The organism is Pseudomonas sp. GL-B-19, from assembly GCF_019956415.1.
Lineage (GTDB): Bacteria > Pseudomonadota > Gammaproteobacteria > Pseudomonadales > Pseudomonadaceae > Aquipseudomonas.
In genome coordinates this window covers 1-11,648 of sequence record NZ_JAHBDK010000034.1, presented here as the reverse complement: position 1 = coordinate 11,648, position 11,648 = coordinate 1, and the positions used below count along the sequence as shown (strand labels likewise).

The following is an 11,648-nucleotide window of genomic DNA, read 5'->3' as shown; positions in this document are numbered from 1 at the left end:
CTGACAGCCAACACCTTTGGTGAATGTGCTGGCCTCATCGCGAGCAGGCTCGCTCCCACAAGGGGACTTGTGTGAAACCTACTACCAAATAACGTATCGATTCATCGCCTGTCGCCACGACAGGCATCGACCCAGACAGAGGCCCACCATGATCTACGCACAACCCGGAACCCCAGGCGCCGTTGTTTCCTTCAAGCCGCGCTATGGCAACTTCATCGGCGGCGAGTTTGTCGCGCCAGTCAATGGCGAATACTTCACCAACACCTCGCCGGTTACCGGTGAGGTAATTGCCGAATTCCCACGCTCCAGCGCCGCCGACATCGAAAAGGCCCTCGACGCGGCGCATGCCGCTGCGGATGCCTGGGGCAAGACCTCGGCCCAGGACCGCTCGCTGGTGCTGTTGAAAATCGCCGACCGCATCGAGCAAAACCTGGAAATCCTCGCGGTCACCGAAACCTGGGACAACGGTAAGGCCGTGCGCGAAACCCTCAACGCCGACGTGCCGTTGGCCGCTGACCATTTCCGTTACTTTGCTGGCTGCATCCGCGCCCAGGAAGGCGGCGCTGCCGAGATCAACGAGCTGACCACTGCCTATCACTTTCACGAGCCTTTGGGCGTGGTCGGACAAATCATTCCGTGGAATTTCCCGCTGCTGATGGCGGCCTGGAAACTCGCCCCGGCCCTGGCCGCCGGCAACTGCATCGTGCTCAAACCTGCCGAGCAGACACCGCTGTCGATCATGGTGTTCGCCGAGCTGATCGCTGATCTTCTGCCAGCGGGCGTGTTGAACATCGTTCAAGGCTTCGGTCGTGAAGCCGGCGAAGCGCTGGCCACCAGCAAGCGCATCGCCAAGATCGCCTTCACCGGTTCAACCCCGGTGGGCGCGCACATCATGCATTGTGCCGCCGAGAACATCATCCCAAGCACGGTCGAACTGGGCGGCAAGTCGCCGAACATCTTCTTCGAAGACATCATGAACGCCGAGCCTCAGTTCATCGAGAAAGCGGCCGAAGGTCTGGTGCTGGCGTTCTTCAATCAGGGCGAAGTGTGCACCTGCCCATCGCGGGCGCTGGTGCAAGAATCGATCTACGAGCCGTTCATGGCCGAGGTGATGAAAAAGATCGTCAAGATCAAGCGCGGCAACCCGCTGGACACCGAGACCATGGTCGGCGCCCAGGCGTCCGAACAGCAATACGACAAGATCCTCTCGTACCTCAAAATCGCTCAGGAGGAGGGGGCTGAACTGCTCACCGGTGGCGCCGCCGAGCGTCTTGAAGGTGACTTGTCCAGCGGCTATTACATCCAGCCGACGCTGCTCAAGGGCCACAACAAGATGCGCGTGTTCCAGGAAGAAATCTTCGGCCCGGTGGTGGGTGTCACTACCTTCAAGGACGAAGCCGAAGCGCTGGCAATTGCCAACGACAGCGAGTTCGGCCTCGGTGCCGGCCTCTGGACCCGCGACATCAACCGCGCCTACCGCATGGGCCGGGCGATCAAGGCCGGGCGCGTGTGGACCAACTGCTATCACCTGTACCCGGCACACGCGGCGTTCGGTGGCTACAAGAAGTCCGGCGTCGGTCGGGAAAACCACAAGATGATGCTCGACCACTACCAGCAAACCAAGAACCTGCTGGTCAGCTACGACATCAATCCGCTGGGGTTCTTCTGATTCGACTCGAAATCGGGTAACGGCCTTCGCTGGCAAGCCAGCTCCTACAGGTTTGCGTAATACCTGTAGGAGCTGGCTTGCCAGCGAATGGCTGTATCTGACACCGCGCATACCCCCTACCAAATCACCCCCACTGCTCCTTCGAAAGTAGCATTCGGGCGTTCGACGCCCCGTGCATTAATGGCTTTACCGGAATCGCCCGGCACAAGAAGAGGATTGACCCATGTGGACTAAACCCGCGTTTACCGATCTGCGCATTGGCTTCGAAGTGACGATGTATTTCGCCAACCGTTGATGGTTCACCCGGCCAGCCGATGTGTTGGCCGGGCCTGCCTTTGGAGCCTCATTCATGCACATTCGCGTTCTCGGTTCCGCCGCTGGTGGCGGCTTCCCGCAGTGGAATTGCAACTGCTACCAGTGCGCCGGGATGCGCAATGCCAGCCTGCGAGCACAACCGCGCACGCAGTCCTCGATTGCCCTGAGCGACAATGGAGTGGATTGGGTACTGTGCAATGCATCACCGGATATTCGCGCGCAACTCGCGAGTTTTCCGCTGTTGCAACCGGCTCGCCGGTTGCGTGACAGCGCCATCGCTGGCGTCGTGTTGCTGGACAGTCAGATCGATCACTGCACCGGCCTGCTGAGTCTGCGCGAAGGCTGTCCGCACGCAGTCTGGTGCACCGAACGGGTTCACCAGGACCTGAGCAGCGGCTTCCCGCTGTTCAACATGTTGCGCCACTGGAACGGCGGCTTGCAGTGGCAACCGATCGGGCTGGATCGGCAGCCGTTCAGCATTCCTGCCTGCCAGCACTTGCGATGGCGTGCGATTCCCCTGGTGAGCAACGCACCACCGTACTCGCCTAATCGCGGCAATCCGCAACCGGGCGACACCATTGGCTTGTTCATTGAAGACCGGCGCAGCGGCGCATCACTGTTTTACGCGCCGGGGCTGGGGCAAGTCGATGACGAAGTGCTGGGCTGGATGCAGCGTGCCGATTGCCTGCTGCTGGACGGCACCTTGTGGCGTGACGACGAAATGCGCGTCTGCGAAGTCGGCCAGAGCCTGGGCAGTGAAATGGGGCATCTGTCGCAAAGCGGCCCCGGCGGCATGCTTGAGGTGCTGGAAGGTTTTACCCGCCAGCGCAAGGTGCTGATCCACATCAACAACACCAACCCGATCCTCGACGAAGACTCGGCCGAGCGGGCCTTGCTGGAGCGGCGCGGGATCGAAGTGGCGTTTGACGGCATGAGTATTGAGTTGTAGCCGATGACCCCATCGCGAGCAGGCTCGCTCCCACAGGGATCACCTCGAACCTTGTGGGAGCGAGCCTGCTCGCGATGAGGACAGTCCGGGCACCGCAGAACGCGAAGGAGAATAAAAATGACTGACACACCCCTGACCCCCACCGAATTCGAAGCGGCCCTGCGCGCCAAAGGCGCCTACTACCATATTCATCATCCGTTCCACCAAGCCATGTACGCCGGGCACTCCAGCCGCGAGCAGATTCAAGGCTGGGTCGCCAATCGTTTCTATTACCAAGTGAACATTCCGCTCAAGGATGCTGCCATCCTCGCCAACTGCCCGGACCGCGACGTGCGCCGTGAATGGCTGCAACGGATTCTCGACCACGACGGCGTGCCCGGCAGTGAGGGCGGCATCGAAGCCTGGCTGCGTCTGGGCGAAGCGGTGGGGCTGGATCGCGAGCAGATTCTGTCCCAGGAGTTGGTGTTGCCCGGCGTGCGGTTCGCCGTGGATGCCTACGTCAATTTCGCCCGTCGGGCCTGCTGGCAGGAAGCGGCGAGCAGTTCGCTGACCGAGCTGTTCGCCCCCCAGATCCACCAGTCCCGACTCGACGCCTGGCCAACTCATTACCCGTGGATCGACGTGGCCGGCTACGACTATTTCCGCAGCCGTTTGAGTCAGGCCCGGCGAGACGTGGAGCACGGCTTGCGCATCACGTTGGCCCACTACGTCACGCTCCAGGCGCAGCAACGCATGCTGGACATCCTGCAATTCAAACTCGACGTGCTGTGGAGCATGCTTGACGCCATGAGCATGGCCTACGAACTGGAACGCCCGCCGTATCACACCGTCACCACCGACAATGTCTGGCACCGGGGGATTGCCCTGTGAGCCTGATCAATCGCGAGCTATTACCGTCGTTGCGTCAGGGTTTTCGTTTGCAATGGGAGCCCCGTCAAGACTGTCACGTGCTGCTGTACCCCGAAGGCATGATCAAACTCAACGGCAGTGCCGGGCAGATCCTCGGTCTGGTGAACGGTCAGCGCAGCGTCGCGGCGATCATTGAGCAACTGGCCGCGAATTTTCCCGGTGTGCCGGGGGTCGACGAGGATGTGCTGGCGTTTCTGGAGGTGGCCCATGCTCAATTCTGGATTGAATGATGCACCTGTAGGCCCACCGTTGTGGCTGCTGGCGGAACTGACCTACCGGTGCCCGCTGCAATGCCCGTATTGCTCCAACCCACTGGATTTTGCCCGGCACGGCGAGGAGCTGAGCACTGAGGAGTGGATTCGGGTGTTTCGCGAGGCCCGCGAAATGGGCGCAGCGCAGTTGGGTTTTTCCGGTGGCGAGCCACTGGTGCGACAGGACCTGGCCGAACTGATCAAGGCCGCGCGAGATATGGGTTACTACACCAACCTGATCACCTCGGGCATCGGCCTGACCGAGCAGAAAGTCCGCGACTTCAAGGTGGCCGGGCTGGACCACATCCAGATCAGCTTTCAGGCCGCGGACGAAGCGGTCAACAACATGCTCGCCGGCTCCCGCAAGGCCTTTGCCCAGAAGCTGGCCATGGCCCGTGCGGTGAAAGCCCAGGGTTACCCCATGGTGCTGAACTTCGTGACCCATCGGCACAACATCGACCAGATCGCGCAGATCATCGACTTGTGCCTGGAGCTGGAAGCGGATTTTGTCGAGTTGGCCACGTGTCAATTCTACGGCTGGGCCGAACTCAATCGCGTAGGCCTGCTGCCGACCCGCGAACAACTGCAACGCGCCGAGCGCATCACTAACGAATATCGCGCGCGGCTTGAGGCCCAGGGCCATCCGTGCAAGCTGATCTTCGTCACCCCGGACTACTACGAAGAACGCCCTAAAACCTGCATGAACGGCTGGGCCAATCTGTTTCTCGACATCACCCCGGACGGTACCGCTCTGCCTTGCCACAGCGCCCGACAGTTGCCGGTGCAGTTTCCCAACGTGCGCGAGCACAGTGTCGAGCACATCTGGACGGACTCGTTTGGCTTCAACCGTTTTCGCGGTAATGACTGGATGAAGGAACCGTGCCGCTCGTGCGATGAAAAGCATAAGGATCTGGGTGGATGCCGCTGCCAGGCGTTCATGCTCACTGGCGATGCCGCCAATGCCGACCCGGTGTGCAGCAAGTCACCGCACCACGACGTGATCCTCAAGGCCCGCGAAGAAGCCGAGGCGCCGGGGCAGGGCATGGAACACCTGACGTTGCGCAACGAGAAAGCGTCGCGGCTGATCTATCGCGGATGAGCCTAACGACACAAATCCCCTGTGGGAGCGAGCCTGCTCGCGATAGTGGTTCAACATTCAGCATCTATGTTGACTGACACTCCGTCATCGCGAGCAGGCTCGCTCCCACAGTAGGTCGGCGGTGAATACACAATCCGGGTACAACCCCGGCAGCAGTGTTCTTTGGTCTGATTGCATTCACTGTCGGATGGTTTAGTGTGGTTCCTATCTTCCAAAACAATAAAAACAGGCTTTCCAATGAGCCAGAGTCTCAGCCAGCTGCGTAAATTCGTTTCACCTGAAATCATCTTCGGTGCCGGCTGCCGGCACAACGTCGGCAATTGCGCCAAGACCTTCGGTGCCCGCAAAGTCCTGCTGGTCAGTGACCCCGGGGTGATTGCGGCCGGTTGGGTCGCCGATGTCGAGGCCAGCCTGCAAGCCTTGGGTATCGACTACTTCCTGTACAGCGATGTCTCGCCTAACCCACGGGTCGAAGAAGTCATGCGCGGCGCCGAGCTGTACCGGGAAAACCATTGCGATGTGATCGTCGCCGTCGGCGGTGGCAGCCCGATGGATTGCGGCAAAGGCATCGGTATTGTCGTTGCTCACGGACGCAGCATTCTCGAATTCGAAGGCGTGGACACCATCCGCGTGCCCAGCCCGCCCCTGATCCTGATTCCGACCACGGCCGGTACCTCGGCCGATGTTTCGCAATTCGTGATCATTTCCAACCAGCAAGAGCGTATGAAGTTCTCCATCGTCAGCAAAGCGGTGGTGCCGGACGTGTCGTTGATCGACCCGGAAACGACCCTGAGCATGGACCCGTTCCTGTCGGCCTGTACCGGCATCGACGCGTTGGTGCATGCCATCGAGGCTTTCGTCTCCACGGGCCACGGGCCCCTGACCGATCCGCATGCACTGGAGGCGATGCGCTTGATCAACGGCAATTTGGTACAAATGATCGCCAACCCGACGGACATCGCCCTGCGCGAGAAGATCATGCTCGGCAGCATGCAGGCCGGTCTCGCTTTCTCCAACGCGATACTCGGTGCGGTGCACGCCATGTCCCACAGTTTGGGCGGGTTTCTCGATCTGCCGCATGGCTTATGCAACGCTGTGCTGGTGGAACACGTGGTGGCGTTCAATTACAGCTCGGCACCGGATCGCTTCAAAGTGATCGCCGAGACTTTCGGCATCGATTGCCGTGGCCTGAACCACCGGCAGATTTGCGGGCGGCTGGTCGAGCATTTGATCGCCCTCAAACACGCCATCGGCTTCCATGAGACCCTTGGTTTGCATGGGGTCAGTACGGCGGACATTCCGTTCCTGTCGCAACACGCCATGCACGACCCGTGCATCCTGACCAATCCGCGCGAATCCAGTCAGCGTGATGTCGAGGTCGTCTATGGCGAAGCCCTCTGACGATCAGCAACGGGCACTGGCGGGACTACTGGGATTAGGCAGCCATTCGGCGCGCAAGAGTCACTACCCGGAACTGGCTGCGCGACTCGACGAACTGGAAGCCGAGCGCAATCGATACAAATGGTTGTTCGAAAACGCGGTCCAGGGGATTTTCCAGGCCAGCCTGCAAGAAGGCATGCGGGCCGCCAACCCGGCGTTGGCGCACATGCTCGGTTATCAGGACCCGCAGGAAGTGCTGTTTTCGCTGGCCGATCTGGCGAGCAACCTGTTTGTCGGCGGCGCCGCCGAGCTGGAAAACATTGGCGAAATCCTCAAGCATCAACGCAGCCTGCACGGTTATGAAACCCAGTTGCGGCGTAAGGACGGCAGCAGCCTCGATGTGTTGATGAACCTGTTGCTCAAACCCGATCAGGAAGGCCTGGTGGAAGGGTTTGTCGCTGACATCACCGAACGCAAGCTGGCCCAGCAACGTCTGCAACAACTCAACGATGAACTGGAGCAGCGAGTCACCGCGCGCACCGATGAATTGCTGGAAGCCAACCGCAACCTGCAACAGCAAATCACCCAGCGTAAACAGATCGCCGAAGCCTTGCGCGATGCCCGCGACGCCGCCGAGGCCGCCAATCGCAGCAAGGACAAGTACCTTGCCGCCGCCAGCCACGACCTGTTGCAACCACTTAATGCTGCGCGTTTGCTGATCTCGACGTTGCGTGAACGAAAACTGCCTGACGTTGAACAGGTCCTGGTCGAACGCACTCATCAGGCGTTGGAAGGGGCGGAAGATTTGCTCACTGATTTGCTGGATATTTCCCGGCTCGATCAGGCGGCGGTCAAACCAGACGTTGCCCTCTATCGTCTCGACGAATTGCTCGGGCCGCTGGTGTCGGAGTTTCAGTCAGTCGCCGAAGCAGCCGGGTTGAACCTGCGCGTGCATGTGGGCGATTACGCCATCAGCACCGACTTGCGCCTGATGACGCGCATTCTGCGTAACTTCCTCAGTAACGCCTGCCGCTACACGGACGAGGGCAGCATCCTGCTGGCGGCAAGACGGCGCGGCGAGGTGCTGCGCCTGGAAGTCTGGGACACCGGGCGCGGGATCGCCGCGGACCGTCTGGATTCGATTTTCCTGGAGTTCAACCAACTCGACGTCGGACGTGCCGCCGATCGCAAAGGCGTGGGGCTGGGGCTGGCCATCGTCGAACGCATCGCGAAGATTCTGGGTTATCAGGTTCGGGTGCAATCGTTGCCGGGACGTGGCTCGATGTTCAGCATTGACGTACCGATTTCCCATGAGGTTCCACTGCCTATCAGTCAGGCCGCGCCTCAGTTGGGCACCGGTAATCCCTTGCCGGGCCGACGTTTGCTGGTGCTGGACAACGAAGTGAGCATTCTCGAGAGCATGAGCGCGCTGCTCGAGCAGTGGGGGTGCGAGGTGGTCACGGCCACGGATGAATCCTCCGCGCTGGCGGCCCTGCGCGGGCAAGCGCCGGAATTGATTCTGGCGGACTATCACCTCGATCACGGTGTGGTGGGCTGTGATGTGGTCAGGCATTTGCGTGAGCATTTCAGCCAGGTCATCCCGGCGGTGATCATCACGGCGGACCGCACTGATCAATGTCGACGCTCATTGCAGAGACTCGGCGCACCGCTGCTGAACAAACCGGTCAAGCCCGGCAAGTTGCGCGCAGTGCTGAGTCAGATGCTCGGGTAGTGGCGTTATCCAAGAGTACGATACTGCAGGCTGAACCCGAGTTCAGCCGACTGACCTTGCTCCAGCAACCGCAACCCCGGCCGACCGGGCAAGTGATGCGCGTTGACCGGGTGGCTGACCGGTTCGATGCAGAAAAACTCCAGACCGACCGGGCAGTAGAGCAGGTAGTAATCGCTGCCGGTGGCCTGGCATTCCAGTGCATACCCGAGGTCGGGTTGCTGGATCAGGCAATGGCCGTCCCAGTGGCAGAAGCCGTTATCGACCAGAGAAGCGGGTAAGGCGCCCGGTTGACGAAAGTCCCAGTCGGCAGGCAGCGCAATCAATTCTGTTGGCAATTTCGAGCCATCGCACAGCCAGACTTGCTCGGCCCTGGCCTGTAGCTGCGTGTTCGCGGTGCGCGGAAAGTAGGGGTGCAAACCGAGCCCATGCCACGCGGCGCGGTCGGCCAAGTGAGTGACTTGCAGTTCGATGCTCAATTGCCCCTTGTTTAGATGGAAGCGTTGCCGGGCGCGATAAGCGAACGGTGTGGTGCTGTCGAGTTGCAGGACGACTTCGTTGGTTGATTGCGACACCACTTGCCACGGTTGTTGCCAGGCGCTGCCGTGGATGGGCAGCGGATCGGTGAGGCTGTTGGGCGTCAGGGCCAGCCAGCCATCGGGGCAATCGAAGCCACCTTCGGCGATGCGGTTGGACCAGGGGGCCAGGGGATAGCAACCGAGTTTGCCCGGCAGACCGGTGTTCAGGGCATGGGAATCATTGTGGCGTAGCAGCGGTTGACCGGTGCTGAGAACGGTCCAGTTGACGATACTGCCGCCGAGCTCGGGGGCGAGGGTGAGGTGGGTCAGTTCGTCTTTGAGTTCGAGAATTTTTGGCGTCATTCAAGTTGGCTCCAATATGAGAACACCGCAAACCTTGTAGCAGCTGGCGAAGCCTGCGTCAGGCTCGGGCCGCGATCGGACGCAGCAGTCGTAAAACCATATTGCACGGTGTATCAGGAAGACCGCATTCACCGGATTGACGACTGCTGCGTCCGATCGCGGCCCGAGCCTGACGCAGGCTTCGCCAGCTGCTACAGGTGATCGGCGGTGGCTCATGCGTTGAACTTGGGTTCCGGCAATCCGGTGACGCCAGGATTGAGGGCGAACACTCCGCCGGCCAGGGACTGTTCGTCATGGTCGTCACCGGGGCGGATCGAGGTCACGAACAGCGTGTCCAGTCGACTGCCACCGAAGGCGCACATGGTGGGTTTTTTCACCGGGACGGCGAGCGAGCGATCCAGTCGGCCATCGGGGGTAAAACGGTGAATCAGCCCGGCATCATTGCCGCAGATCCAGTAGCAACCTTCGGCATCGACAGCCGCACCGTCGGGGCGGCCGGGGAACTGATTCATGTCGACGAACAACCGCCGATTCGACGGCGTGCCGCTGTCGACATCGTAGTCAAAGGCCCAGATCTGCTGGACCAAGGGATGAGAGTCGGACAGGTACATCGTGCGGCCATCCGGGCTGAAGCCCAGACCGTTCGGGACAATAAATCCGCCCAGTTGCGCCTCAAGTGGCCCGCTTTGACCGGCGCTGTAGCGGTAAAGGGCGCCGTCGGCGACGTTGGCGCCCATGTTCAACACCATGCTGCTCGCCCAGAAACGGCCCTGACGGTCACAACGGCCATCGTTCAGGCGCATGTCGGTCCGGGCGTGGTCGACGTGCGCCAGCAAGTGACTGTCGAGGCTGCCGTCGTTGTGCGGGTGCAGATGGAAGAAACCGCTTTCCATCCCGGCCACCCAGCCACCGTCACGGTGGCGGGTGATGCACGCGAGCATTTGCGGGGCTTTCCACGAATGGACATGACCGCTGTTGGCACTCCAGCGTTGCAGGCCCCCGGCAGGAATATCAACCCAGTACAGGGCGTTTTCCTCGGGAACCCACACCGGGCATTCACCGACGGCGTTACGGGCATCAACAATCAATTCGGCTTGCATGGCAACTCATTCCCTTGGGTTTTTGTTGTGGGGATCAAGCGGGAAGCAGGGCTTCAATCGCCGAACGGGCCGGCCGCGCAAAAGGCACCGCCCTGATAGACGCGGGCCGGATCATCGGCGGCCGGCATCGGTTGGGTTTCGACTTTTTCGCGGAACACTTCGGAGGTGTCCTGCGGCGCGTAGCCCAAGGCAGTGGCGTAACGGTTGTCCCACCAGATGTCTTTGTTATCGGACATGCCGTACACCACAGTGTGGCCGACATTTGGGGTGTACAGCGCACGTTCGAGCAGTTGGGTAAGGTCGCCGAAGCTCAACCAGGTGCTCATCATCCGGCGGTTTTGCGGTTCCGGGAACGAGGAGCCGATGCGCACGCTGACGGTTTCGATGCCATAGCGATTGAAGTAGAACGTGGCCATGTCCTCGCCGTAGGACTTGGACAAACCGTAATAGCTGTCCGGTTGGTGAGGGGAGTGGGCGTCGATGATTTGGTCTTGCTTGTAGAAACCGATGACGTGGTTGGAACTGGCGAAGATCACCCGCTTCACACCGTGGCGGCGCGCAGCTTCATAGATGTGGAACACGCCGCAGATGTTGGCGCCGAGAATCTCTTCGAACGAGCGCTCTACCGACACACCGCCGAAGTGCAGGATCGCGTCCACGCCTTCGACCAATTGGTGCACGGCTTGCTTGTCCGCCAGATCGCACGGCACGACTTCTTCGCGGTCATCGATAGCCGGGGCCATGGTGGCGATGTCCGACAGGCGAATGACGTTGGCGTAGGGGCGCAGACTTTCGCGCAAGACTTTACCCAGGCCACCGGCGGCACCGGTCAGCAGCAGGCGATTGAAAGGGGAGCGGGCGGTTGCAGTGGTCGTCATTGGGGAATCCTGTACAAGCAGTTGTTGTTATTAAATTGTTGTAAGTTGTCGTACGACTTTGTTGGAGTATCGTAAGGCAATCCGGGTCTTGTCAACGCGACATTGGTTGAAATGGACGGAGGGTCATTTCATACATCGACAGCGGTAAAAAACCTTCAGACTGGAAAGCGCCATTGTGGGAGCGAGCCTGCTCGCGATGGCGGTGGATCAGACAGCAAAATTACTGGCTGGGAAACCGCTTTCGTCGGAGCGCCGCCCGGAGCCGGCTCGCTCCCACAGAGGTTGTGTTCATTCCGATAACTGTGGGTGTTACAGCAACGAAATCGGGTAGTTGATGATGATACGGTTTTCATCGAATTCGTTGGTGCTGAAGCTCTTGCGGATGCTCGCGTTGCGCCATTTGACGTTGAAGCTCTTCAACGGGCCGCTTTGTATGGTGTAGGCCAGTTCCGATTCGCGGCCCCATTCCGTGCCGTCGGTGATGGTGC

The 11,648-nt window shown here is 60.4% G+C and carries 12 protein-coding genes; 8 read left to right on the top strand and 4 right to left on the bottom strand.

The features are described from left to right. Window positions 1-148: 148 nt before the first annotated feature. The 8 genes from KGB06_RS14800 to KGB06_RS14765 all read left to right on the top strand — a co-directional run bounded on the left by KGB06_RS14800 (window position 149) and on the right by KGB06_RS14765 (window position 8,304). Entirely contained in the window at window positions 149-1,669 is a 1,521-nt protein-coding gene (locus tag KGB06_RS14800; protein ID WP_007949298.1) for an aldehyde dehydrogenase family protein, read from the top strand. 223 nt (window positions 1,670-1,892) lie between these two features. Beyond that, the gene (gene pqqA, locus KGB06_RS14795; protein WP_003253598.1) at window positions 1,893-1,964 is read left to right on the top strand and encodes a pyrroloquinoline quinone precursor peptide PqqA; all 72 of its coding nucleotides are present in this window, start codon (window positions 1,893-1,895) and stop codon (window positions 1,962-1,964) included. Between the two features lie 54 nt (window positions 1,965-2,018). Next, on the top strand, window positions 2,019-2,933 hold the full coding sequence (gene pqqB / locus KGB06_RS14790; RefSeq protein ID WP_223516930.1) for a pyrroloquinoline quinone biosynthesis protein PqqB: 915 nt from the start codon (window positions 2,019-2,021) through the stop codon (window positions 2,931-2,933). Between the two features lie 117 nt (window positions 2,934-3,050). Next, the gene (gene pqqC, locus KGB06_RS14785) at window positions 3,051-3,803 is read left to right on the top strand and encodes a pyrroloquinoline-quinone synthase PqqC (protein ID WP_223516928.1); all 753 of its coding nucleotides are present in this window, start codon (window positions 3,051-3,053) and stop codon (window positions 3,801-3,803) included. Further along, entirely contained in the window at window positions 3,800-4,072 is a 273-nt protein-coding gene (gene pqqD / locus KGB06_RS14780) for a pyrroloquinoline quinone biosynthesis peptide chaperone PqqD (RefSeq protein ID WP_223516927.1), read from the top strand. Before pqqC ends, pqqD begins: the two co-directional genes overlap by 4 nt. Beyond that, complete coding sequence (gene pqqE, locus KGB06_RS14775) at window positions 4,050-5,192, top strand: pyrroloquinoline quinone biosynthesis protein PqqE (protein ID WP_223516925.1); 1,143 nt, start codon at window positions 4,050-4,052, stop codon at window positions 5,190-5,192. Before pqqD ends, pqqE begins: the two co-directional genes overlap by 23 nt. Window positions 5,193-5,429: 237 nt before the next feature. Continuing rightward, the gene (gene ercA, locus KGB06_RS14770) at window positions 5,430-6,593 is read left to right on the top strand and encodes an alcohol dehydrogenase-like regulatory protein ErcA (RefSeq protein ID WP_223516924.1); all 1,164 of its coding nucleotides are present in this window, start codon (window positions 5,430-5,432) and stop codon (window positions 6,591-6,593) included. Further along, the gene (locus KGB06_RS14765) at window positions 6,577-8,304 is read left to right on the top strand and encodes a NahK/ErcS family hybrid sensor histidine kinase/response regulator (protein ID WP_223516922.1); all 1,728 of its coding nucleotides are present in this window, start codon (window positions 6,577-6,579) and stop codon (window positions 8,302-8,304) included. The genes ercA and KGB06_RS14765 overlap by 17 nt, the downstream gene beginning before the upstream one ends. Before the next feature lie 5 nt (window positions 8,305-8,309). Here the strand turns inward: KGB06_RS14765 and KGB06_RS14760 are convergent, their stop codons facing one another. From KGB06_RS14760 to KGB06_RS14745, 4 genes are all read right to left on the bottom strand, one after another. Beyond that, the gene (locus KGB06_RS14760) at window positions 8,310-9,182 is read right to left on the bottom strand and encodes an aldose 1-epimerase (protein ID WP_223516921.1); all 873 of its coding nucleotides are present in this window, start codon (window positions 9,180-9,182) and stop codon (window positions 8,310-8,312) included. Between the two features lie 212 nt (window positions 9,183-9,394). Further along, window positions 9,395-10,282, bottom strand: coding sequence for an SMP-30/gluconolactonase/LRE family protein (locus tag KGB06_RS14755; RefSeq protein ID WP_223516919.1), 888 nt, complete (start codon window positions 10,280-10,282; stop codon window positions 9,395-9,397). 53 nt (window positions 10,283-10,335) lie between these two features. Next, window positions 10,336-11,160, bottom strand: coding sequence for an NAD-dependent epimerase/dehydratase family protein (locus KGB06_RS14750; RefSeq protein ID WP_223516918.1), 825 nt, complete (start codon window positions 11,158-11,160; stop codon window positions 10,336-10,338). Between the two features lie 309 nt (window positions 11,161-11,469). Next, window positions 11,470-11,648 (bottom strand): OprD family outer membrane porin (locus KGB06_RS14745; protein ID WP_223517017.1); only part of this gene is annotated, 179 nt, incomplete at its 5' end.

Coding starts and splice junctions, on each gene's coding strand:
- pqqE (WP_223516925.1), top strand. CDS start 4,050: ATGCTCAATTCTGGATTGAATGATGCACCTGTAGGCCCACCGTTGTGG.
- KGB06_RS14765 (WP_223516922.1), top strand. CDS start 6,577: ATGGCGAAGCCCTCTGACGATCAGCAACGGGCACTGGCGGGACTACTG.
- ercA (WP_223516924.1), top strand. CDS start 5,430: ATGAGCCAGAGTCTCAGCCAGCTGCGTAAATTCGTTTCACCTGAAATC.
- KGB06_RS14760 (WP_223516921.1), bottom strand. CDS start 9,182: ATGACGCCAAAAATTCTCGAACTCAAAGACGAACTGACCCACCTCACC.
- KGB06_RS14800 (WP_007949298.1), top strand. CDS start 149: ATGATCTACGCACAACCCGGAACCCCAGGCGCCGTTGTTTCCTTCAAG.
- KGB06_RS14750 (WP_223516918.1), bottom strand. CDS start 11,160: ATGACGACCACTGCAACCGCCCGCTCCCCTTTCAATCGCCTGCTGCTG.
- pqqB (WP_223516930.1), top strand. CDS start 2,019: ATGCACATTCGCGTTCTCGGTTCCGCCGCTGGTGGCGGCTTCCCGCAG.
- KGB06_RS14755 (WP_223516919.1), bottom strand. CDS start 10,282: ATGCAAGCCGAATTGATTGTTGATGCCCGTAACGCCGTCGGTGAATGC.
- pqqC (WP_223516928.1), top strand. CDS start 3,051: ATGACTGACACACCCCTGACCCCCACCGAATTCGAAGCGGCCCTGCGC.